At 71.8% G+C, this 22706-nt stretch carries 20 protein-coding genes and 3 tRNA genes; 9 read left to right on the forward strand and 14 right to left on the reverse strand.

The window, feature by feature from the left end:
- Positions 1-24: 24 nt before the first annotated feature.
- Genes AB0M63_RS37715 through AB0M63_RS37725 form a run of 3 tightly spaced genes read right to left on the reverse strand, consistent with a single transcriptional unit; the run spans position 25 to position 4626 of the window.
- Positions 25-2214 (reverse strand): 3-hydroxyacyl-CoA dehydrogenase NAD-binding domain-containing protein, encoded by a 2190-nt coding sequence (locus tag AB0M63_RS37715; RefSeq protein WP_366022525.1) that lies wholly within the window; start codon positions 2212-2214, stop codon positions 25-27.
- Between the two features lie 40 nt (positions 2215-2254).
- Positions 2255-3469 carry an acetyl-CoA C-acetyltransferase gene (locus AB0M63_RS37720; RefSeq protein ID WP_366022526.1) on the reverse strand — a complete coding sequence of 405 codons (1215 nt, stop codon included), beginning with the start codon at positions 3467-3469 and terminating at the stop codon, positions 2255-2257.
- Positions 3470-3480: 11 nt separating this feature from the next.
- Positions 3481-4626: a CaiB/BaiF CoA-transferase family protein gene (locus AB0M63_RS37725; protein ID WP_366022527.1), complete on the reverse strand. Its 1146-nt coding sequence runs from the start codon at positions 4624-4626 to the stop codon at positions 3481-3483.
- 182 nt (positions 4627-4808) lie between these two features.
- Between AB0M63_RS37725 and AB0M63_RS37730 the strand changes: the two genes are divergently transcribed.
- On the forward strand, positions 4809-5987 hold the full coding sequence (locus AB0M63_RS37730; RefSeq protein ID WP_366022528.1) for a saccharopine dehydrogenase NADP-binding domain-containing protein: 1179 nt from the start codon (positions 4809-4811) through the stop codon (positions 5985-5987).
- Positions 5988-6247: 260 nt separating this feature from the next.
- On the opposite strand, the gene AB0M63_RS37735 is transcribed toward AB0M63_RS37730, so the two are convergent.
- The 4 genes from AB0M63_RS37735 to AB0M63_RS37750 all read right to left on the reverse strand — a co-directional run bounded on the left by AB0M63_RS37735 (position 6248) and on the right by AB0M63_RS37750 (position 8659).
- Positions 6248-6385, reverse strand: a complete 138-nt coding sequence (locus AB0M63_RS37735; protein ID WP_366022529.1) for a hypothetical protein — start codon at positions 6383-6385, stop codon at positions 6248-6250.
- Positions 6386-6472: 87 nt separating this feature from the next.
- A complete protein-coding gene (locus tag AB0M63_RS37740; protein WP_366022530.1) occupies positions 6473-7162 on the reverse strand; it encodes an endonuclease V in 690 nt (229 codons plus the stop codon).
- A 70-nt stretch (positions 7163-7232) separates the two neighbouring features.
- Entirely contained in the window at positions 7233-7556 is a 324-nt protein-coding gene (locus tag AB0M63_RS37745) for a plasmid stabilization protein (protein WP_355919630.1), read from the reverse strand.
- A 62-nt stretch (positions 7557-7618) separates the two neighbouring features.
- Positions 7619-8659 carry an oxidoreductase gene (locus tag AB0M63_RS37750; RefSeq protein WP_366022660.1) on the reverse strand — a complete coding sequence of 347 codons (1041 nt, stop codon included), beginning with the start codon at positions 8657-8659 and terminating at the stop codon, positions 7619-7621.
- A 297-nt stretch (positions 8660-8956) separates the two neighbouring features.
- Between AB0M63_RS37750 and AB0M63_RS37755 the strand changes: the two genes are divergently transcribed.
- Positions 8957-9373 (forward strand): SsgA family sporulation/cell division regulator, encoded by a 417-nt coding sequence (locus tag AB0M63_RS37755; RefSeq protein WP_366022531.1) that lies wholly within the window; start codon positions 8957-8959, stop codon positions 9371-9373.
- 1 nt (position 9374) lies between these two features.
- Here the strand turns inward: AB0M63_RS37755 and AB0M63_RS37760 are convergent, their stop codons facing one another.
- Positions 9375-10208, reverse strand: coding sequence for an isocitrate lyase/phosphoenolpyruvate mutase family protein (locus AB0M63_RS37760; RefSeq protein ID WP_366022532.1), 834 nt, complete (start codon positions 10206-10208; stop codon positions 9375-9377).
- 339 nt (positions 10209-10547) lie between these two features.
- Between AB0M63_RS37760 and AB0M63_RS37765 the strand changes: the two genes are divergently transcribed.
- From AB0M63_RS37765 to AB0M63_RS37780, 4 genes are all read left to right on the forward strand, one after another.
- Positions 10548-12170, forward strand: coding sequence for an ABC-F family ATP-binding cassette domain-containing protein (locus AB0M63_RS37765; RefSeq protein ID WP_366022533.1), 1623 nt, complete (start codon positions 10548-10550; stop codon positions 12168-12170).
- A 134-nt stretch (positions 12171-12304) separates the two neighbouring features.
- Positions 12305-13081 carry a dimethylargininase gene (gene ddaH, locus AB0M63_RS37770; RefSeq protein ID WP_355919641.1) on the forward strand — a complete coding sequence of 259 codons (777 nt, stop codon included), beginning with the start codon at positions 12305-12307 and terminating at the stop codon, positions 13079-13081.
- A 216-nt stretch (positions 13082-13297) separates the two neighbouring features.
- The gene (locus tag AB0M63_RS37775) at positions 13298-14272 is read left to right on the forward strand and encodes an acyl-ACP desaturase (RefSeq protein WP_355919644.1); all 975 of its coding nucleotides are present in this window, start codon (positions 13298-13300) and stop codon (positions 14270-14272) included.
- Between the two features lie 58 nt (positions 14273-14330).
- Positions 14331-15179, forward strand: coding sequence for a hypothetical protein (locus tag AB0M63_RS37780; protein ID WP_366022534.1), 849 nt, complete (start codon positions 14331-14333; stop codon positions 15177-15179).
- A 3-nt stretch (positions 15180-15182) separates the two neighbouring features.
- Here the strand turns inward: AB0M63_RS37780 and AB0M63_RS37785 are convergent.
- Positions 15183-15258 (reverse strand) — tRNA-Trp (locus AB0M63_RS37785).
- Between the two features lie 91 nt (positions 15259-15349).
- On the opposite strand from AB0M63_RS37785, the gene AB0M63_RS37790 reads away from it, so the two are divergent.
- Entirely contained in the window at positions 15350-16753 is a 1404-nt protein-coding gene (locus tag AB0M63_RS37790; protein WP_366022535.1) for a hypothetical protein, read from the forward strand.
- A complete protein-coding gene (locus AB0M63_RS37795) occupies positions 16754-18571 on the forward strand; it encodes an AAA family ATPase (protein ID WP_366022536.1) in 1818 nt (605 codons plus the stop codon).
- On the opposite strand, the gene AB0M63_RS37800 is transcribed toward AB0M63_RS37795, so the two are convergent.
- From AB0M63_RS37800 to AB0M63_RS37820, 5 genes are all read right to left on the reverse strand, one after another.
- Entirely contained in the window at positions 18549-19781 is a 1233-nt protein-coding gene (locus AB0M63_RS37800) for a ribonuclease inhibitor (protein WP_366022537.1), read from the reverse strand. The two genes, AB0M63_RS37795 and AB0M63_RS37800, sit on opposite strands and share 23 nt — an antisense overlap.
- Entirely contained in the window at positions 19778-21130 is a 1353-nt protein-coding gene (locus AB0M63_RS37805; RefSeq protein WP_366022538.1) for an SDR family oxidoreductase, read from the reverse strand. The genes AB0M63_RS37800 and AB0M63_RS37805 overlap by 4 nt, the downstream gene beginning before the upstream one ends.
- A 30-nt stretch (positions 21131-21160) precedes the next feature.
- A tRNA-Glu gene (locus AB0M63_RS37810) sits at positions 21161-21232 on the reverse strand.
- 9 nt (positions 21233-21241) lie between these two features.
- Positions 21242-21314: transfer RNA gene (locus AB0M63_RS37815), tRNA-OTHER, on the reverse strand.
- A 58-nt stretch (positions 21315-21372) separates the two neighbouring features.
- Complete coding sequence (locus AB0M63_RS37820; RefSeq protein WP_355919662.1) at positions 21373-21618, reverse strand: WhiB family transcriptional regulator; 246 nt, start codon at positions 21616-21618, stop codon at positions 21373-21375.
- 272 nt (positions 21619-21890) lie between these two features.
- On the opposite strand from AB0M63_RS37820, the gene AB0M63_RS37825 reads away from it, so the two are divergent.
- Positions 21891-22682: a VOC family protein gene (locus tag AB0M63_RS37825; protein ID WP_366022539.1), complete on the forward strand. Its 792-nt coding sequence runs from the start codon at positions 21891-21893 to the stop codon at positions 22680-22682.
- Positions 22683-22706 lie beyond the last annotated feature (24 nt).

A 22706-nucleotide genomic window follows, 5' to 3' on the forward strand; every position in this document is an offset into this window, starting at 1 on the left:
CGCGTCGATCGGTGCGGCCACGCGTCAGCGCGCGTCGGTGAACCGCTCGCCCTTCTCGGCCTTCTCCACCAGCAGCGCGGGCGGCGTGAAGCGGTCCCCGTAGCGCTCCGCGAGTGCACGCGCGCGTGCCACGAAGCCGGGCAGGCCGCCCTCGTAGCCGTTGATGTACTGGAGGACGCCGCCGGTCCAGCCGGGGAACCCGATCCCGAAGATCGACCCGATGTTGGCGTCCGCGACGGACGTGAGGACGCCCTCCTCAAGGAGCTTGACGGTGTCGAGCGCCTCGGAGAACAGCATGCGTTCCTGCATGTCCGTGAAGGGGGTCTCGGCGGGAGTCCCGGCGCCACCGTGGGTGAAGTGCTCGCGCAGGCCCGGCCACAGACCGGCCCGCTTGCCGTCCTCGTCGTAGTCGTAGAAGCCCGCGCCACCGCTGCGGCCGGTGCGGCCGAACTCGTCGACCATGCGGTCGATGACGGCCTCGGCGGGGTGGGCGGGCCAGGTGCCGCCCGCCTCCTCCACGGCCCGCCGGGACTCGTTGCGGATCTTGCGCGGGAGCGTGAGCGTCAACTCGTCCATCAGGGAGAGGACCTTGGCCGGGTAGCCCGCCTGCGCGGCGGCCTGCTCGATCGACGCGGGCTCGATGCCCTCGCCGACCATCGCGACACCCTCGTTGATGAACTGTCCGATCACCCGTGAGGTGAAGAAGCCGCGCGAGTCGTTGACGACGATCGGTGTCTTCTTGATCTGCCGGACCAGGTCGAAGGCGCGGGCCAGTGCCTCGTCGCCGGTGCGCTCGCCCTTGATGATCTCGACGAGGGGCATCTTGTCGACGGGCGAGAAGAAGTGGAGCCCGATGAAGTCGGCCTGGCGGTCCACGCCTTCGGCGAGGACGGTGATGGGGAGGGTGGAGGTGTTGGAGCAGAGCAGCGCGTCGGGTTCGACGATGTGCTGGATCTCCTGGAACACCTTGTGCTTGAGGGAGGTGTCCTCGAAGACGGCCTCGATCACCGCGTCGCAGCCCGCGAGTCGCTGCGGGTCGGCGGTGGCGGTGATGCGGGCGAGCAGCGCGTCCGCCTTCTCCTGGCTCGTACGACCGCGGGAGACGGCCTTCGCGCAGAGCTTCTCGGAGTAGGCCCTGCCCTTGGCCGCCGCCTCCTCCGTCACGTCCTTGAGGACGACGTCGATGCCCGCGTGGGCGCACGAGTAGGCGATGCCGGCGCCCATCATCCCGGCGCCGAGGACGGCGACCTTGCGGACCGGGCGCGAGGCGATGCCCTGGGGGCGGTTGGCGCCGGAGTTGACGGCCTGGAGGTCGAAGAAGAAGGCCTGGATCATGTTCTTCGAGGTCTGGCCCGCCGCCAGTTCCACGAAGTAGCGAGCCTCGATGACCTGAGCGGTCTCGAAGTCGACCTGCGCGCCCTCGACGGCGGCGGCGAGGATGTTGCGCGGGGCCGGGTAGGGGGCGCCGCCCGTCTGCTTGCGCAGGGAGGCCGGGAAGGCGGGCAGGTTGGCCGCGAACTTCGGGTTGGCCGGGGTGCCGCCCGGGATGCGGTAGCCGGGCCTGTCCCAGGGCTGCTGCGACTGCGGGTTGGCGTCGATGAAGGCGCGGGCCTTGGCGATCAACTCGTCCGGGGTGGCGGCCACTTCGTGGACGAGGCCGTTCTCCTGGGCGCGTCGCGGGCTGTACTGGGTGCCCTGGAGCAGCACCTTCAGCAGCGCGTCGGCGATGCCGAGCAGCCGTACCGTACGGACGACTCCGCCGCCGCCGGGGAGCAGGCCGAGGGTGACCTCGGGGCAGCCGATCTTGGAGCCGGGGGCGTCGAGGGCGACCCGGTGGTGGCAGGCGAGGGCGAGTTCGTAACCGCCGCCCAGGGCCGCGCCGTTGATCGCGGCGACGACGGGCTTGCCGAGGGTCTCGATGCGGCGCAGGTTCCGCTTGATGGCGAGGCCGCCGTCGAGCAGTTCCTGTGCGGTGTCCGGGGTGACGCGGATGAGGTCGCGCAGGTCGCCGCCCGCGAAGAAGGTCTTCTTGGCGGAGGTGACGATGACGCCGCGGATGGAGTCCTTCTCGGCCTCCAGGCGGTCGGTGATCGCCGCGAGGGAGTCGCGGAAGGCCGCGTTCATGGTGTTGGCGGACTGGTTCGGGTCGTCGAGGACGAGGGTGACGACGCCGGTGTCGTCCTGTTCCCAGCGGATGGTGGTGCTCTCGGTCATGGTGAGGGTCTCCGTGAAGTCTCTTGGTTCCGCCGGGGTTTCAGACGCGCTCGACGATCGTCGCGACGCCCATGCCGCCGCCGACGCACAGCGTGGCGAGGCCGTAGCGCTTGTCCTGGCGCTCCAGTTCGTCGACGAGTGTGCCGAGGATGATCGCGCCGGTGGCGCCGAGCGGGTGGCCGAGCGCGATGGCGCCGCCGTTGACGTTGACCTTGTCCAGGGACAGGCCCATGTCCCGTACGAAGCGCAGGACGACGGCGGCGAACGCCTCGTTGATCTCGACGAGGTCGATGTCGTCGATGGTCAGCCCGGCCTTGGCGAGGGCCTTGCGGGTGGCCGGGGCGGGACCGGTGAGCATGATGGTCGGCTCGGAGCCGGAGACGGCGGCGGAGACGATCCGCGCGCGCGGGGTGAGGCCGTAGCGCTCGCCGACCTCGCGGGAGCCGATCGCGGCGAGGGAGGCGCCGTCGACGATGCCGGAGGAGTTGCCCGCGTGGTGGACGTGGTCGATCTTCTCCACCCAGTGGTACTTCTGCAGGGCGACGGCGTCGAAGCCGCCCAGTTCGCCGATGTCCGCGAAGGACGGCTTCAGCTTGGCGAGGGAGTCGGCGGTGGTGCCGGGACGCAGATGCTCGTCGTGGTCGAGGACGACGAGGCCGCTGCGGTCCCGCACCGGGACGACGGACCGCTCGAAGCGGCCCTCCTTCCAGGCGGTGGCCGCCCGCTCCTGCGAGAGCGCCGCGTACTCGTCCACGTCGCGCCGGGAGAATCCCTCGATCGTGGCGATCAGGTCGGCGCCGATGCCCTGCGGCACGAAATTGGTGGCGAGGTTCGTCATCGGGTCGTTGAACCAGGCGCCGCCGTCCGAGGCCATCGGCACCCGGGACATCGACTCGACACCACCGGCGAGGACGAGGTCCTCCCAGCCCGAACGCACCTTGGCGGCGGCCATGTTGACGGCTTCGAGACCCGAGGCACAGAAGCGGTTCTCCTGTACGCCGGCCACCGTGTCCGGCAGTCCGGCGGCGACGGCGGCGATCCGGGCGATGTCGGAGCCCTGGTCGCCGACCGGGCCGACGACGCCGAGCACGATGTCGTCGATCGCGGCCGGGTCGAGGTCCGGGAAGCGGTCACGGATCTCGTGGATGAGTCCGACGACCAGGTCGATGGGCTTCGTGCCGTGCAGGGATCCGTTCGCCTTGCCGCGCCCGCGCGGGGTGCGGATCGCGTCGTAGACATACGCTTCGGTGCTCACTGCCAAGCCTTTCAACGAGGGTTTTCAACAGCGTCGAGAAGTCGGGGGACGTCCCAGTCCCGGGCCACGTCGGAGGTGTCCGCGCCGGGCAGGGCGGGCCCGCCGCGCACCGAGGTGGGCGTCGTCGAGAACCGGGGCGCGGGGGCGGGCTGGGTGATCCCGCCGTACTCGGTGAAGGTGCCGCGCGCGGCGAGGTGCGGGTGGTGCGGGGCCTCGCGCAGCGACAGCACGGGCGCCACGCACGCGTCCGTGCCGTCGAAGACGGCGGTCCACTCGTCTCGGGTACGGCCGCGGAAGCGGGCCGCGACCGCCTCGCGCAGCTCGCCCCAGCGCGTCCAGTCCCGGCGGGCGTCGGTGAAGTCGGCGAGGCCGAGCAGGCGCACGAACTCGTCGTAGAACCGGGGCTCCAGGGCGCCCACCGCCATGTGCTTCCCGTCGGCGGTCTCGTAGGTGCCGTAGTACGGGCAGCCGCCGTCGAGGAGGTTGGCGGCACGCCGGTCCTGCCAGCCGCCCGCGGCGAGCATGCCGTGGATCATCGCGGAGAGGTGGGCGGTGCCGTCGACGATGGCGGCGTCCACGACCTGGCCGGTGCCGGTGGCGCGCGCGTGGTGCAGGGCGGCGAGGACGCCGACGACGAGGTAGAGGGAGCCGCCCGCGTAGTCGCCGAGGAGGTTGGCAGGGGCGGGCGGGGGCTCCTGGGGGCTGCCGATCATGCCGAGGGTCCCGGTCAGCGCGATGTACGCGATGTCGTGGCCGGCGCGCTGGGCGAGGGGGCCGTCCTGGCCCCAGCCGGTCATCCGGCCGTAGACGAGCCGGGGGTTGCGGGCGTGGCAGGCCTCGGGGCCCACGCCGAGGCGCTCGGTGACTCCCGGCCGGTTGCCCTCGATGAGGATGTCGGCGCGTTCGACCAGGTCGAGGACGCGCGCGGGGCCCTCGGGGGTCTTCAGGTCGACAAGCACCGAGCGCTTGTTGCGGTTGGTGACGTCGTGCTCGGGGGCGACTCCGAGTCCGGGACCGCCGGGCCGGTCGACGCGGACGACATCGGCGCCGAGGTCGGCGAGGAGCATGGCCGCGAAGGGGCCGGGGCCGATCCCGGCCAGCTCGATCACACGCACGCCGGAGAGCGGGCCGTGCCCGGGCGTCGTTGCCGCTGTCATCCAGCCCCCAGCTGTGACACAACTGATGTAACACCGATGATGCCAAGAACGTGTTCCACTCGACAAGACCGGGGCGAGCAAGCGCTTGGCCACGGTACCTCCGGGCTCGTCGTCGGGCTCCGCACCCTTCACGCTAGCCTCAGCCACCGACAGCGGCGCGGGCTGCGGGATCCAGGAGTGTCATGAGCAGGCTGAACAGAACGGGCCGTCCCTACGACATCGTGCTCTTCGGGGCCACGGGCTTCGTCGGCGTGCTCACCGCGGAGTATCTCGCCACGCACGCGCCCGAGGGCCTGCGCTGGGCGATCGCCGGCCGGGACGAGCTGAAACTGAAGCGGCTGCGCGAGCGGCTGCCCGGCGGCACGTCGGTGGGTGTCCTGCGGGCCGACGTCTCGGACCCCGCCTCAGTGCGCCGACTCGCCGAGCACGCGCGCGTGGTGGCCACGACGGTCGGCCCCTATGTGACCTACGGCGAGGGCCTCGTCGCCGCCTGCGCGGACACCGGCACGGACTATCTGGACCTCTGCGGTGAGCCGGAGTTCGTCGACCTGACGTACGTCCGCCACGAGGCACGCGCGCGTGAGACCGGTGCGCGGCTGGTGCACGCCGCGGGCTTCGACTCGGTTCCGCACGACCTGGGGGCGTACTTCACCGTGCGGCACCTGCCGGAGGGAGTGCCCCTGACGGTGGACGGCTTCGTGACCGCCGACGCGATGTTCTCCGGCGGTACCTTCGCCTCGGCGCTCGGCCAGTTCGCGCGCGGCCGGCAGATGCTGGCCGCCGCCCGGGAACGGCGACACCATGAGCCGCGCCTGGTGGGACGCCGGGCCACCGCGCCCGCCGGGGCACCGCGGTTCGCCGGGGAGGTCGGCTCCTGGGCGGTGCCGCTGCCGACCATCGACCCGCAGATCGTCCGACGCTCCGCGAAGGCCCTGGAGCGCTACGGCCCCGACTTCCGCTACCGCCACTACGCGGCCGTACGGCACCTCCCCGTCGCACTCGGCGGCATCACGGCCGCGGGCGCGCTGTTCACGGCGGCCCAACTCCCGTCCGCCCGGCGCTGGTTGTCCGACCGCCTCAGGCCCGGAGACGGACCGGACCCGGAAAAGCGCGCCAAGAGCTGGTTCTCCGTGAAGTTCGTGGGCGAGGGCGGCGGACGCCGGGTCTTCACGGAGGTCGCGGGCGGCGACCCCGGCTACGACGAGACCGCGAAGATGTTCGCCGAGGCGGCCCTCTCCCTGGCCCTCGACGAACTCCCGCCGACAGCGGGGCAGGTGACGACGGCGGTCGCGATGGGCGACGCCCTCATCGAACGGCTCCGGGCGGCGGGCATCACGTTCCGGGTGGCGGCGATCCGGTGAGCGGGCCGGGTCCCCGTGTCACGAACTGACCGCGCTGATCGGGGAGTTCGAAGCGCCCCCGGGGATGGGCTATGCTGGATCTTGAAGCCGGTCGCCGGAACTCCCGGAGTCTGGTCGCGCGTTGGTGGTCCAAGGAAAGACGTCCCGCTTCCTGCGGGAAGATGCAGGTGCAAGGCCTGCCCGGCGCTCAAGTCCGAGCCCCACACCGCTTGTCGCGGTGTGGGGCTCGTGTGTTTCCGGCCCCGGTACGCCCGTTGGGCTCACGGCCACAGTGTGTAGAGCATCGCGCCGATCCAGGCGAGGCCGGCCGCCACGGACAGGACCAGTGCGATCATCACGGCGCGCTCAAGGGGCTGGCTCGGGTGGGCAACGGGCTTCGGGGAACGGTGCGTTGTCATGCGGCACAGCCTGCCGACCGCAGGGGCACGGCCACATCCGTACAGGTACTCAGAACACGTACTCAGAACGCGACGCGCCCCAGGTCCTCAGGCGGTCGCCTCCCGCAGCGCCCGCCGGCACAGCGCGTCCGCCCTGCGCGTCGTCTCCGGGAGGCGGTACTCCGGGGTCAGCGCGAGGGTGTGCGCGCAGGCGTTGTCGAGGCCCACCCGGTGGCCGACGGAGACGAAGACCGGTTTCACGCCCTCACGGGTGCGCAGCGCGCGGCCGACCTCGTCGGCGCCCGCACGGAGCGGGGACGCGGAGCCGCGCGGGATGCCCGGGTCGTCGTAGGTGAAGGTGAAGGGGTTCTTGGCGACGCCGATCGTGGGCAGTCCGGTGAGGACGCCGAGGTGGCTGGCGAGGCCGAAGCGGCGGGGGTGGGCGAGGCCGTAGCCGTCGCACACCACCAGGCCCGGCGGGCAGGGCAGGGCGTCCAGCGCGGCCAGCACCGTGGGGATCTCCCGGAAGGCGAGCAGCCCCGGCACGTACGGGAAGGAGACCCGGCCTACGGCCGTGGCCTCGGCCACGACGGCGAGGCTCGAAGCGTCGAGCACCACGGCCGCTGCCACGACCACGTCCCGCTCGTCGTCGTAGGCGACATCAACTCCCGTGACACGACCGGTCCCTGGCTGCGGTCCCGGTTCGTCGGTCACCACCCGCTCCCGCAACTCGTCCTGGACGGCGCGGGCCTGCTCCTCGGTCGCGGGCCAGCCCGCGGGAATGCTTACGGTCGTCATCGTGGTGCCGAGCGTACGGGGCACGGTGAAGCGGCGGGGACCCCCACGGTCCCCGCCGACCCCGGTCGCCTCACTTGCCCAGAGCGCGCTTGAGCTGCTGCTTGTTCATGTCCGAACGGCCGTGGACGTTACGCCGCTTGGCCTCCTCGTAGAGCTGGTCGTAGGTCGGGCCCTGCGCGCCACTGTGCGAGCGCTGACCGCCGCGCTCGCCGGACGACTTGTCCTGGACTGAGGTGCGGCTCGCTTCCTTGGACTCACCGGAGCGGGCGCGTTCCTTGTTGACGGTCCGCGCGGCGATCTCCTTGGCGCGCTCGGGGCTCTCGCCGCGGTCCCGCGCACTCTCCCTGATGTGCTCGTACTGGCGTTCCCGCTTGGGGCTGGATCCGCGTGGCATGGCCACCTCCTCGTTTCGGCGCCACGACGAGTACCCGGGACGCCACGGGTGAACCACCCCCGTCAGTCCTCCAGCCGCGCCACGCGCCCCTGCTCCCCCGCCGCCCAGCAGCCGAGGTCGGCCGCGCAGTCCACGGTGTCGTACGAGCCGGTGTCCACCGTCCTCCAGGTGCGGCCGGCGTCGGTCGTCAGGTCGGTGCCGGTGGGGCCGACCGCGAGGGCGGTGGCACGGCTGCGGGGCAGCCAGGTGACGCCGGAGCGGTAGGCGGGCGGCGGGATCGTGGCGGGGCGCCAGGTGCGGCCGCCGTCGCCGGTGACGGCGGCCGCCAGGGGCGAGGGCCGGTCCGCGGTGTAGTCGCCGCCGACGGCGAGGCCGTGCGTACGGTCGCGGAAGGCGAGCGCGAACACTCCGCGCGCAGGGTCACCGGCCGGGATCGGCGTGTCGGCCGCCGTCCAGGTGAGGCCCCGGTCGGCGGAGTGCAGGACACGCGCGCGTGCGGCCCCGCCGGTGGCCAGCCAGACGTCCCTGGGCCCGGAGCTCACCAGACACTGTCCGCTCGCGGCGAAGCCCGCCTCGCCGTCGAGCGCGGCCGGCATTCCGGTGTCGGGCAGCACCTGCCAGGAGCGGCCGCCGTCGCCGGTCGACAGGATGCGGAACTTCCCGTTCACGGGGTCACTCATCGCGAGGCCGTGGCGGCTGTCGAAGAAGGTCATGCAGTCGTAGAAGGCGTTCGCGTCGGTGTTGCGGAAGGACTCCGTCCAGGTCGCCCCGCCGTCGTCGGTGCGGTAGACGCGCGAGGCCTCGCCCTCGCCGATCGCCAGCACCACCGCGCGGTGCGCGTCGAAGGCCTCGATGTCCCGGAACTGGAGGTCGGCGGCGCCGGGCGGCGAGACGTTCCGCCAACTCGCCCCGCCGTCGGTGGTGCGCAGCACGGTGCCCGCGGTCCCGGCCAACCACGCGGTGTTCCGGCTGACGGCCGACAGCCCCCGGAAGCGCACATCGGCGGCTCCGGTGTCCTTCAGCTCCCAGTGCGGAGCCCGGTGCGCCGACTCCCGCGCCTGTGCCGGTACGGCGGTCAGTACGGCCAGCGCAGCCCCGCACATCACCCATACCGCCGTCCTGCGGTATGCACGTCCCACCCGTCGCGTCTTCCCCATACGCCTCATGGCGGGCGAAGCTAGTCCACTCCCCCGGGGCCGTCCAGACGGCCTGTGCCCACCTTGGGGGCATATGGGCGGCGGTGACACAGGTCACTCGAAATTCATGTGCACGGATCGGCCCGTTCCGGCGTCTCTTCCAGTGCGGACGCATCCACTCGGGGGTCCGTTCCGGAATTCGTTCGGGGAGTCCGGCAGGCCGTCACCGCAGTCCGCACCGCCGTCACACAAGGGAGCAAGGCGTTGTCCATCGTCATCGAGCAGCCCGTAGAGGCCCGTCTCGTCGCCGCCGCACCGCGGATGCCGAGCATTCCCGCCACCTTGCACTACGACCGGCGGGACCCTTTCGCCGTCCGGATGACCTTCCCGGCGCCGGCCACCCTGGAGGGCGTCGAGGTCTGCTGGACCTTCGCCCGGGAACTCCTGGCGGCCGGTCTGCACGGCGCCGAGGGCCACGGCGACGTCCGGGTGCGGCCCTACGGCTTCGACCGCACCGTCCTGGAGTTCCACGCCCCCGAGGGCACCGCCGTCGTGCACATCCACTCGGCCGAGGTGCGCCGCTTCCTGCGGGCCACCGACGAGCTGGTGCCCGCCGGTCTCGAACACCTCCAGCTCGACCTGGACCACGACCTCGCCGAGCTGATGCGGGACGCCTGCTGAGCTACTTCCCCCGGCCCAGCAGCGAGTTCAGCTCCCCGTAGTCGAGCCCTCCCCGCTGCGTGTCGTAGGTTCCCGTGTCCAGCAGCTCCCGCGCGGCACGGCGGACCACGGCGTACGCGGCCAGTGCCACGCCGGAGCCCGCGCTCACACGCGCCACGCCCAGCGCGGCCAGTTCGGCGACCGGCGGCGCGCCGGGGCCGACCAGCACATTGAGCGGTGCGTCGATCCCGTCGGCGAGTTCCTTGACCGTTCCCGGGTCGACGGCCCCGGGCACGAAGATCCCGTCCGCGCCCGCGGCCCGGAAGGCGGCGGCCCGCTCCAGGGTCGCGTCCACTCCCCCGGCGCCCCGCAGAAACGTGTCGGTGCGCGCGTTGATGAACAGCGCCACCCCCTCCGCGTCGGCGGCCGCACGGGCGGCGGCGATGCGCTCGGACTGCTCGGCGACGGAGCGCAGGACGCCCGCACCCCCGTAGAGCGCGTCCTCGATGTTCACCCCCACCGCACCCGCCGCGAGCACCGCGCGGACCGTGTCGGCGACGCCCGCCGCGTCCGGCGCGAAGCCGCTCTCGATGTCGGCGCTCACCGGTACGGCGACGGTCGCGGTGACCCGCGCGACCGCTTCCATGGCCCGCCCCCGGTCCAGCCGGTCGCCGTCCGGGACGCCGAGGGCCCAGGCGAGGCCCGCGCTGGTGGTCGCGACGGCCGCCGCGCCCGCGTCCTCGACGATGCGGGCGCTCGCGGCGTCCCAGGCGTTCGGGAGGACGAGCGGACGCCCCGGCACATGCAGCGCGCGGAAGGCCTGCGCCCGGTCACGGAGGGTGTTCTGGTTCGTCATGGGCCCCACTGAAGCAGCCTCGGGTGCGCTCCGGCTGGCAGGAATGCGACGTCGTGGTGTCGGACGCGGGCTCCCGTTTAATGCGTTGACAGCCGCCGAGGGGGGTTCGTAGCGTTTACCCCGGTCCTGTTGCCGTCGATTGGAGAAGGACGTTGCTCGTCTGAGGTTCTGAGACACCGCGTCACACACCCCTGAGGTGTGTTCTCGTCGTGTTCGACCTCGGCGTCCGAGCCGTCCTTGCGGAACAGGGCCTTTCCCGTGCCCTCCAGGACCAGTCTCCCGCCCGCGGTGTCTCGCTGCGCGTCCGCCCTGACCGCGTCAAGCAACCGCGAGGCCCTCATGCATACCTCCGTCACCTGTACCTCCCTCTCCTTCGCGTGGTCCGACGGCACCCCCGTCTTCGAGGAGCTCGATGTCGCCTTCGGCGCCGGCAGAACCGGCCTCGTCGGTGTCAACGGATCAGGGAAATCAACCCTGTTGAAGCTGATCGCGGGTGAACTCGCCCCGGCCGACGGCCTGGTGCGGGTCGCCGGCGAGGTCGGGTACCTCCCGCAGAACGTCACGCTCGACACCGCCCTGCGTGTCGACGAGGCACTCGGCATCGCCGCGCGACGGGCCGCCCTGCACGCCATCGAGGCCGGTGACACGGCCGAGGAGCACTTCGAGACGCTCGGCGACGACTGGGACGTGGAGGAGCGCGCGCTCGCCACCCTCGGCGAACTCGGCCTCGGACACATCGACTTGGACCGCACCATCGGCGAGGTGTCGGGCGGCGAGTCGGTGCTGCTGCGCCTGGCCGCGCTGCTGCTCGCCCGGCCGGACGTCCTGCTCCTCGACGAGCCGACGAACAACCTCGACCTGTACGCACGCAGGCGGCTCTACTCGGCCGTCGCGTCCTGGCCGGGGGTGATGATCGTCGTCAGCCACGACCGCGAACTCCTGGAACTCGTCGACCACATCGCCGATCTGCACTCCGGGGAGGTCACCTGGTACGGCGGCAACTTCTCCGCCTACGAGGAGGCCCTCGCCACCGAACAGGACGCCGCCGAACGGATGGTGCGCGTCGCCGAGGCGGACTTCCGCCGACAGAAGCGCGAACTGTCCGACGCCCAGGTCAAGTTGGCCCGGCGCAAGAAGTACGGCCAGAAAATGTACGAGCAGAAACGCGAACCGAAGATCGTGATGGGCGCGCGCAAGCGGGCCGCTCAGGAGTCCGCCGGCAAGCACCGCATCCTGCACGAGGAGCGGCTCACCGAGGCGAAGGAGCGCCTCGACGAGGCGGTGGAGGCCGTCCGGGACGACGACGAGATCCGCGTCGACCTGCCGTACACGGCCGTACCGCCGGGTCGGCAGGTCCTCACCCTGCTGGACCTGGAACTCGCGTACGGCGCGCGGGTGGGCGGCGGGCTCGATCTGCGCGGGCCGGAGCGGATCGCGCTGATCGGGCGCAACGGCGCGGGCAAGACGACGCTGCTGCGCACGATCGCCGGGGAGCTGGCGCCGCTGTCGGGCGAGGCGACCACGCATGTCCCGCTGCGTTTCCTGCCGCAGCGGCTCGACGTCCTCGACGACGAGCTGACCGTGGCCGAGAACGTGGCACGGTTCGCGCCGGGCGCCACCAACAACCGGGTCCGGGCGCGGCTGGCCCGCTTCCTGTTCCGGGGTGCCCACGCCGACCAGAAGGCGGCGACCCTGTCCGGCGGCGAACGCTTCCGGGCGGCGCTGGCCGCGCTGATGCTGGCGGAGCCCGCCCCGCAGCTGCTGATGCTGGACGAGCCGACGAACAACCTCGACATGGCGAGCGTGCGGCAACTGACCACGGCGCTGGAGTCGTACGAGGGGGCGTTGATCGTGGCCAGTCACGATCTGCCGTTCCTGGAGTCGATCGGCATCACCCGCTGGCTGCTGCTGGACGGGGAGCTGCGGACGATCACGCCGGAGGAGGTGGAAGACCCGGCGTAGCGCGGCCCGCCGCGTTGCAGGAGGGCCACAGCCGCACTCCAGGGGTTTTGTCGGCGCGGACGGGTGACGCATGATGGCCAACCGGTGCCGCGACACAGCGCCGAAAACGATCACGCCGATACGGAGATCCGCTCGTGCCCAGCAAGAAGGCCCTCGTCCGCCGCCCCAGCCCGCGCCTGGCCGAAGGGCTGGTCACGCACATCGAGCGGGAGAAGGTCGATGTCGAGCAAGCCGTCGAGCAGTGGGAGGCGTACGCGCAGACGCTGCGGACGCACGGCTGGGAGACGATCGAGGTGGACGCGGCCGACGACTGCCCCGACTCCGTGTTCGTCGAGGACGCGGTGGTCGTGTACAAGAACGTGGCGCTGATCACCCGGCCCGGCGCCGACTCCCGGCGCGAGGAGACCGGCGGGGTCGAGGAGGCGGTGGCCCGGCTCGGCTGCTCGGTGAACTGGGTCTGGGAGCCGGGCACCCTGGAGGGCGGTGACGTGCTCAAGGTCGACGACACGATCTACGTCGGCCGGGGCGGTCGGACGAACGCGGCCGGGGTGCAGCAGCTGCGGGCCGTGTTCGAGCCGCTCGGGGCGCGCGTGGTCAGCGTGCCCGTGAGCAGGGTGCTGCATCTGAAGTCGGCGGTCACCGCGCTGCCCGACGGGACGGTGCTCGGGCACATCCCGAAGGTGGACCGGCCGTCGCTGTTCCCGCGTTTCCTGTCGGTGCCCGAGGAGGCCGGCGCGCATGTGGTGCTGCTCGGCGGCGACAAGCTGCTGATGGCGGCGAGCGCGCCCAGGACGGCCGACCTGCTGAGCGATCTCGGCCACGAGCCGGTCGTGGTGGACATCAGCGAGTTCGAGAAGCTCGAAGGATGTGTGACGTGCCTCTCGGTCAGGCTCCGGGATCTGTACGCCTGAACGGGTGATCGCCTCACCCGTTCGGCGCCGGGACCTGCGGCCCTGGGGCTGTGGGGGTTTTCCCCGGAACGCGGCCTGAACAGCGATCTTTTACAGCGCCCTTAACCTACGGTCTCGTAACCTACGGTTTCGTAGCCTACGATTCCGTAAGTTCCGCAGCTTCCGGCCCCGCTCGCCGGTTTGTTCAGTTTTGTACCGCGTCCCCCTGGAGTCCCCGTGACGATCACTTCCCCGCACCTCGGCAGCCCCGCAGTCTGGACCGACGCCAAGCTGTTGTACGCGCTGGAGGAAGTCGTCGAGCAGGAACTCAACCGGCACCTGAAGGTCACCAAGGACTGGATGCCGCACGAGTACGTGCCGTGGAGCGACGCCCGTAACTTCCCCGGCTTCTTCGAGGACGGCGAGGCCTGGGGCAAGGAGCAGTCCAAGGTCACCGAGATCGGCCGGATCGCCCTCGTGGTGAACCTCCTCACCGAGGACAACCTCCCCAGCTACCACCACGAGATCGCCTCCCTCTTCGGCCGCGACGGCGCCTGGGGCACCTGGGTGCACCGCTGGACGGCGGAGGAGGGCCGGCACGGCATCGTGATGCGCGACTATCTGCTCGCCTCCCGCGCGGTCGACCCGGACAAGCTCGAAGCGTTCCGCATGCAGCACATGAGCGAGGGCTTCGAGTCGGACAACCGGCACTCGATGCTGCACTCCGTCGCGTACGTCGCCTTCCAGGAGCTGGCCACGCGCGTGTCGCACCGCAACACCGGCCACCAGTCCGGCGACCCGGTCTGCGACCGCATGCTGGCCCGTATCGCGACCGACGAGAACCTCCACATGGTCTTCTACCGCAACCTCCTGAAGGCCGCCTTCGAGCTGGCCCCCGACCTCACCATGCAGGCCGTGCGGGACGTCCTCGTCAACTTCCGGATGCCCGGTCACGGCATGCCCGGCTTCGAGCGCTTCGCCGCGCAGATGGCCATCGGCGAGGTGTACAACCTGCGCATCCACCACGACGACGTGATCCAGCCCGTGCTGCGCTTCCTGAAGGTCATGGACATCGACGGTCTCGGCCCCGAGGGACTTCAGGCACAGGAGGAGATCGGCCTCTACATGGGCGGCCTGGACTCCGAGGCCTCCAAGTTCGACGAGAAGCTCGCGACCCGCAAGGCCCGGATGGCGGCCCGCGCGAGCGCCTGAGCGCCCGCCGACCGATTCTCCGGTGCCAGGGCCCACCCGGCTGCGGCATCATGCCGCCATGCGTGAGAACAGCCCGTCAGGGGCGGCCGTCGGCTTTCTGCTGGGCCTGATCGACACCACAGACGCCGAGCGGATACGGCGGCGGATCGGCCTGCCGGAACCGACGGGCGAGGCACCTCCCGAGATCCACGGCAGCACACACCTCTGGTCCTGGACGAGGACGGCCGTCCCGGCCTCCGTGCTGCTGTGGGTCCTGGAGGAGGACGATCCGGAACGGAACGAGTGGGTCTGGCGGCACGTCTCCGCCGACAACGCGATGCGGCGCGCCATCGCGCGGGGCGTGCCGTTCGGGCCCGCGCCCAAGGGGCCGTTGACCGTCGCCAGGAGCGTGCGACGGGAGGACGATCCGCCGGTTCCCGAGAACTTCACCCGCTTCGGCCTGGTCGGTGCCCTGCGCGAGGGCACCTCCATGCGGGCCGCGCGGACGGCCGCGTCCATGGTGGTGGAGCGCGGCGACTGGCAGGCGGTCACCGAGGCGGACCGGGACCGCCCTCTGCCCGGCTACGCCCGCTGGGCACTGTCGATACGGCCCGACTGCCCACCCGGACTACGCGCGCGGTTCGGCACGCACCGCAAGTTCACCCACCGCGTGGAGGAGGCCGGCGTGCTGGACGGCCCCGCCGACTACGCGACCGCCTGGGGTCCCGCGTCACACGTCCTGAAGGTGCTGTCCATGGGGCGGCTGATGTTCCCCGCGCGCGTGGGCGACGCCGAGGACGCGCTGCGCCCGCTCGTGCACGACCACTTGGGCGACCGCGAGGACGCCTGGGCGGTACTGGCCCAGCTCGTCGACACCTTCCGCGGGAACGCGGTGGAGCTGATGGTGACGGCGGGCGCGATCGCCTGAGGGGGCGGGGCGGCTGGATTCGAACCAGCGTGTTCCGGTTCTGGAGACCGATGCGCCTGCCTCTGCGCTACGGCCCCGCCCTTGGGACCGGAGCGTAATGCCTTGGCCCGTTGTCAGTGGGGCCTGGTACCAATGAGGCACTGGGGGAAGCACGGCGCGGGGGGCGTGGGATGGCGTACGGGGAGCGGGGCCGGCGTACCCCTGTGGTCGATCTGGCCGACCGCAGGGCGCTGGAGCGGTACCGGCCGGCGGACCCGGTGGCGGTCGCCGAGGCGCGGCGGCTGAAGGAGGCCGCGCTGCTGGACTTCGGGCTGACCGAGTCGGCGGTGGCGTCCTGGCTGTACGCGAAGTGCCACCACCAGATCCCGACCACGGCGGTGGACACGGCGGCCGTGGTGGCCTCCGGGGACGGCTCCTGCCTGCTGCTCTTCAACCCGGACTTTTTCGTCCGACTCGGCCTGGACGGCGTGAAGTTCGTGCTGTTCCACGAGGCCCGGCACCTGGTGCAGCGCCATCTGTTCGCCGACCCCGAGCTGCGCGACGACCCGGTCTTCGAACTGGCCGCCGAGGTCTCCATCAACCATGTCGCCCTGGTCCGCCTCGGCCGCCCCGAGCTCCCTTTGCTGGGCGGCCGGCCGTCAGGCATCGACCCCCGCGAGATCCACGGGCTGTACCGCGAGGACCTCACCGCGCACGGCCTGGAGCCGGTGCCGTACGAGGAGTTCGTCGCGACCGACATGAAGGTCTACGGCGAGCTGAAGCGGATGCGGCGTCCTCCGGTCCCGGAGCGGCGGCTGTGCGTGCACCTGGTGGACGGCTGGGTACCGGCCGACCAGGAGACCGTGGACGCGGTGGCCTCGTCCGCGCTGCTCAACTCCCTGCTGGCGGCCCGGCGCGGACACGCGGGCGCGGAGCGGGAGTTGCTCGATCTGATGGGCCGTACGGAAGACGGTTCCGCGCGGGCCGCCCGGATCTGGGGGAACCTGGGCGCGGGCGTCCTGCGCGGCGAGACGGCACGCACGCGTACGGTCCACTGGTGGCAGCGCTGGCTCGTCGACGTCCTCGGCTCGAAGCTGCGCGACGGCGAGCGGCTGGTGTACCCGAAGAAACGCGGCGCACTGCTCGCCGCCCTCGGCCAGGACCCGATGCTCTCGCGGCGCGGCCCGGTCCGCGACAAGGTCCTGGTCATCGCCTACGACACCTCGGGCTCGATGCCGCACCAGGTGATCACCTGGCTCACCGAACTCGTCGGCCGGATCGACGGCGTGGAGGCGCACTGGCTGTCCTTCGACGCCGTCGTCATGCCCTTCGCCCCCGGCGAGCGGGTCCACGGCGGTGGCGGCACCAGCTTCCAGGCGGTCGCGGACTACGTGGAGGGACGCACACAGGTGAACGGCCGTCGGCTGGACGTCACCCCGGACGCGGTCGTGGTCCTCACCGACGGGTACGCACCGCCGATCACTCCCGCCGAGCCGGACCGATGGATCTGGCTGATCACCGAGGGCGGCAGCGAGTGGCCCGAGACGCACACCCCGGCGATGGACTGCCATCGCGTCACGACAGGATCCCGGTAGATGAGCACGGACACAGGGCATTCGACGGCCACTCAAGGCGGGCGCGAGGTGTCGCGGCTGGAGTCCTTCATCGACGCGATGATCGACCTGGGGCAGACCGGGCAGATCTTCGGCGAGCACGGCATCGGCAAGACGGCGACGTTCTTCTCCCACCTCGACCGCGCCCACCCTGGGACCGCGCTGGTGTACGTCCCGGCGGCGAATCTGACGCCGGACGACCTGCTGGTCAACGCACCGGTGCGGGACCCGCACACCGGTGAACTCGTGCTGCGCCAGCTCGTGATGAGCCAGTTGAAGCCGGGCACGCCGTTCGTGCTGCTCATCGACGACTCGCTGCAGGCGGGCGACACGATCCAGTCGCAACTGATGCAGATCGCCTGCAACTGGACGCTCGGGGAGCACGATCTGCGGGCGCTGGGCTGCGTCGGTGTCTTCCTCACCGACAACGAGTCGCTGTCCGAGACCTCGGCCCGGCGCGGCGATCTCGCGCTGCTCGACCGCATGGTCACGATGCGGATCACGGCGAACGACACGTCCTGGCGCCGGCACCTGGCCGCCAAGTACCGTCCGTGGGACCTCCGTCCGGTGTTCGCCGTATGGGCGTCGCTCTCCCCCGCGCTGCGCGAGCTGCTGTCCCCGCGCACGCTGGACCATGTCCTGGCCAACGCGAAGGAGGGCTTCCCGCTCCGCTGGGGCCTGCCCCTGATCGACGGCGAGCGGCTGCGCCTTGCCGAGCCGGGCCCCGACGGCAGGCCCGGGCAGAACCGCACGGCGGAGATCCTGGACCGCGTGGCCGAGGCCCTCGGTGTGCCCAACCCGGCCACGATCCCCGACCCGGTACGGCAGGTGGTGCGGGCCGCGCTGCGCAACCGCTGGACGGTGCTGCTCCAAGGGCCGCCCGGCTGCGGCAAGACGGAGCTGGTCCGGGAGACGGTCCGCGCGGGGCTGGGCCGGGAGCCGCTGTACTTCTCGCTCCCGGTGACGAACGTCGAGGACCTGTGCGCGCCGATCCCGGCGGCGGACGGCACCCTGGACAACCTGCTGGCCGCGAACTTCATCGGGTCCGCCCCCAAGGCGATCGTGTGGGACGAGTACAACCGGCCCAAGGACAAGGCCGCGTTCGCCAAGCTCATGGAGATCACCCAGGAGTGGTCGCTCGCCGGACGGCGGATCGAGAACCTGCGGGCGCAGATCGCCGTCCAGAACCCGCCGTACCATCTGGGCCGCAAGCTCCTGGTCTCGCGGAACAACATCGCCCAGGCGACGCGGTTCACCGCCTCGCTGACGGTGGAGCCGCAGGACATCCCCGCCAACGAGTGGTTGCTGGCGCGCTACGGCCCGGACGCGGAGACCGTGCTGGAGTGGTGGAAGCACGACATCGACGACGACGGCCGCGCCTGGATCACCAAGCGCACCCTGGAGCGGCTCATCAAGCTGCACCGGCGCGGGCTGCCGCTGGAGATGGCGACGGTCTATCTCGGCGACGGCGAGTACGCGCCCGTGCCGCTCACCGCGCTGATCGACCGCTTCAAGGGCCGCCCGGTCACCGGCCTGCGCGAGCTGGCCCGTGACGCGGACCGCTGGGAGGCCCGGCTGCGCCGCGCGGCCGAGCACACCGACGAGGGCGGCGACGACAGCGACGTGGTCCACCAGATCCTCGCGAACGCGGAGTTGTCACAGCTCAAGAAGCATCGCGCGGTGGTGGCCCGCATGGTGGCCCTGCTGCCGGCGAAGCTCCGGGCGACCTATCTGGTGGGGGCCTCGGAGCAGCAACAGCGGTTCTGGACGGACGTGTTCACGGGGTTGGCGCGTCGCTGACCCCGTGCCCGGCCTGCCCCGGCCGTGCCGTGCGGTGCACGCTGCGTACGGCGGCCACATCGGGAGCGAGCGGTGGCGCGGGGAGATGGGCAGTGAGGGACTCCAGGCGGCGCTTGATGCTGGCGGCGATCCCCTGGCCCAGGACGAAGCGGGTGGGGGTGATCGCCCGCGGTGCCGTGTCGAGGAGGCGATGGGCCTCACGGCTGCGCATCCCGGTGTGGGACAGGACGAGATGGGTGAGGCGGTGCTCGGCGCCCACAAGGGCTTGCGCGATGGTGTCGGCTGCGGACAGATCGACGTGGTTGTCGGCCGCCCCGAGGACGGCCGCCGCCCGGACCCGGCCGAGGTCCAGCACACGGACTCCGGCCGCGGTGGCCGCCGTCACCAGCCGCGCCGTGCCCCGCGGACCGAGGCCGTTGCTGGCGACGGACAGTCGCGTGAGCCGCCCGTACGGCGCCCGCTCCAGGGCGTCGGCCAGCCGGAGGGCGCCCGCGTCGCCCAACCGGGCAGCGGAGACGTAGAGTTCGTCGATCGCGCCCGCCGCGACGACGACGGCGAGGGGCACGGCGCCGTCCGCGCCGAGCGGATTGCCGCCGACGAAGAGGCGCTCGATCCGGCGCCCGTTGCCGGCGGCGGCGAGCAGCGCGTCGGCGAGGACGGTCGCGCCCGCCGGGTCGAGCCCGGTCTGCACGAGGTCGAGTGTGCGCAACGACCGTGCGGAGTCGATGAGTTCGGCCGCCGCCCGCCCGCCGCCACTGCCCAGCGGGTTGCGCTTGAGCCATACGCCGGTGACGACCTGCGGCGAAGCGCGCAACCGGTCGGCGATCCGGCAGGCGCCACCGGCCGTGATCCCGTTGCAGCCGAGGTAGAGCGTCTCGACGTCACCGCTCCCACCGGCCACGGCCTCGGCGCCCTCGTCACCGAGTCCGTCCGTGCCGAGCAGCAAGTGCCGTACGGGCGAAGGGCCTTGGCCCAGGACCTCGGCGATCAGCGCGGCGCCCTCCGCCCCCAGCTCCTGCTTGCACAGATCGAGCCGTCCGTCCGGCAGCGCCGTGCCCACGGTGAAGTCCAGCCTCTCGCCGGCCGGCCGTCCCGCCCGCAACCAGTCGAGCAGCGGCCCGAGTTCGGCGACCGGCCGGGGCACGACGGACCGCACTCCGGCGAAGCCGACCGCCGCCGAAACAGCCTTCCCGTCCCCGTCCCCGCTCACCACGCCGCCTCCTGGTAGTCCTTGAGGAACACCCCGGACACCGGATCCCCGAACTCGCCGCGCACGATGGGGTCGTAGACGCGGGCCGCGCCGTCCACGACGTCCAGCGGGGTGCGGAAGCCGGCCTCGGCCATGCGGCCCTTCTTGGGCGCGGGGTTCTCGTCCGTGATCCAGCCCGTGTCGACGGCGCACATGTGGACGCCCCGGTCGGCGAGTTCGGCGGCGCTGGTGCGGGTGAGCATGTTGAGCGCGGCCTTGGCCATGTTGGTGTGGGGGTGCCCGGCCGTCTTGTTGCGGACGGCGAACCGGCCCTCCACGGCGGTGACGTTGACGACGTACCTGCGCGGCCGCGGCGAGGCGAGCAGCAGGGGCAGCAGCCGGTCGCACAGCAGGGCGGGGGCCAGTGCGTTGACGAGCTGGGTCTCCAGGACCTCGGCCGGGTCGAGGGCGCCGAGCCGCGCGGACCAGGAGTTCTCCGGGGACGGGTCGGGCAGCAGACCGGCCTCGTCGGCCTCGCGCAGCACGACGGGCAGCGCCGAGGCCCCGCCCGCGAGCATCCGCATCGGGGTGAACCCCGGCGCCTGCCGTGCCCCCTCGGGCAGTGCGTCCCGCTCGCCCGCGGCCAGCAGCGCGTACGACTGCGGAGGGCGCCGTACGGTCTGCGCGGCGTTGTTGACGAGGATGTCCAGTGGTTCGCCCGCCTGCCGCAACTCCTCGCACAGGCCGAGGACTTGGCGCGGATCGCGGAGGTCGACGGCGAGTACGGTCAGCCGGTCCAGCCACTTCTCGCTGCCGGCCTGCGCGCGGAACCGGCGCACGGTGTCGTGCGGGAACCGCGAGGTGACCAGCACCTCGGCACCGTCCCGCAGCATCATCAGCGCCAACTGGAACCCGATCTTCACCCGGCCGCCGGTGAGCAGCGCCCGGCGCCCGCTCAGGTCCGTACTCAGCGCGCGGCGCGCGGAGTTGTCCGCCGCGCACTCGGGACACAGCCGGTGGTAGAAGGAATCCACCTGTCGATAGGGCGACTTGCAGACATAGCAACCGCGCGGCTTGCGGTAGACACTTCCGGCGTCACGACGAGCCGGTTCGGCCGTCGGGCTCAGCGGAGCGTCCTCGCGGCGGTCCACCGCGCCGGTCGCCGTCGCGGTCATCACCGCCGCGTCGGCCGCGGACAGGTCGGCGCTACGGGCCTTGCGGCGCCTGAGCCGTCCGTCCCGGGCGAAGGACGCGGCGACCTGTTCCGCCCGCAGGCGCACCGGATCGTCGACGGGCAACTCCCGCAGCCTGCCCACCGCCTGGTGGAAGGCCGCGAGTTCCGCCTCGGTGATCCCGCCCTCGTCAGTCATCGTTCCCCGCCCCGGCCGTGCCCTGGAGTGGGGCCCCGGCCGGATTCGAACCGGCGTATCCGCCATGAGAAGGCGGCGAGTCTGCCTCTGCTCTACAGGGCCCCGAACGCAGCCCGGGGATCGGATTCGAACCGACGTAGTTCGTCTGAGCAAGACGTGCGCCTGCCTCTGCGCTACGCCCGGGTGCGCCCCCGGATCCTAACCGCCCTCACCCGCGCGAACAGCACCGATGAACGCCCCGGTCAGTGCGAGCCCCGTCTGATCTCCAGGCGCTCCTTCTCCGAGAGACCGCCCCAGACACCGAAGCGCTCGTCGTTGTCGAGGGCGAACTCCAGGCAGGCGGAGCGGATCGGGCACATGCCGCAGATGCGCTTCGCCTCCCGGACGGAGCTGCCGGGCTCGGGGAAGAAGAAGTCCGCCCCGGTCTGCGCGCACAACGCCTCCTGCTGCCAGTCCAGGTCGGGCGAGGTGATCGTGTCGATGTGCATGCCCAGAAGCGTGCCGTGCGGCGAAAAACGTTCGATCAACGCGGGATCAACGCCGCGCTGCGAGGCCTCCGGCCACCCCGATGGTGGCGCCGCGTCCGCGAGGGCGCACGGCGGCGCGCGGAACCACAGGAAAACACGGAGAACTTCCTCGGTCACCGAGGGTGAACAAGGCGCCCGGACCGACTCACCACGGCGCTCCGGCAGCGATTGTCAGTGGGCGGTGCCAGACTCGGCACTGCAGAGAACGGGACCCTTCAATGAGGAGGGCAACAATGCTCACCACCCGTTTCGTCAACGGCGCTCCCAACTGGCTGGATGTCGGCTCACCCGACATCGACGGCGCCATCTCCTTCTACGGCGGTCTCTTCGGCTGGCGGTTCCAGTCGGCGGGACCCGAGGCCGGCGGCTACGGCTTCTTCCAACTGGACGGAAAGACCGTCGCCGGCGGCATGCCACTGCCCCCGGAGCACGACTCCTCCGCCTGGACCGTGTACTTCCAGAGCCCGGACGCGGAGGCCACGGCCAAGGCGGTGGAACAGGCGCACGGCACGGTGCTGTTCCAGCCCATGGACGTGATGGGCCAGGGACACATGGCGGTCCTCGCCGACCCGGCGGGCGCCGCGTTCGGCGTCTGGCAGCCGGGCCTGACCAAGGGGGTCGACGTCGCGGGGAAGCCCGGTTCGCTGACCTGGGTCGAGTTGTACACACCGGACGTCGCGGCGGCGGCCGCTTTCTACCACGCCTCACTCGGTCTGGAGACCTCTGCCGCGCCCATGCCGGGCGGTGAGTACACCTGTCTCAACCCGTCCGGCACCGGTGAGGACGCGATGTTCGGCGGTGTCGTCCCGCTCGACCTCGATCCGACCGGAGCGGCCGCCAGGGCCTACTGGCTGGCCTACTTCGAGGTCGCCGACGTGGACGCCACCGTGGCCAAGGCGCTGGAGACGGGCGGCAAGGTCACCGTGCCCGCCGCGAGCATGGAGGGCGTCGGCCGCATGGCGCAGCTCACCGACCCGCACGGCGCCCGCTTCGCGATCATCAAGAGCGAGCCGCCGCAGGGCTGACGCGGTCCCTGTGTCCGGGGGCAG

It is taken from the genome of Streptomyces sp. NPDC051576 (assembly GCF_040681835.1).
GTDB lineage: Bacteria > Actinomycetota > Actinomycetes > Streptomycetales > Streptomycetaceae > Streptomyces.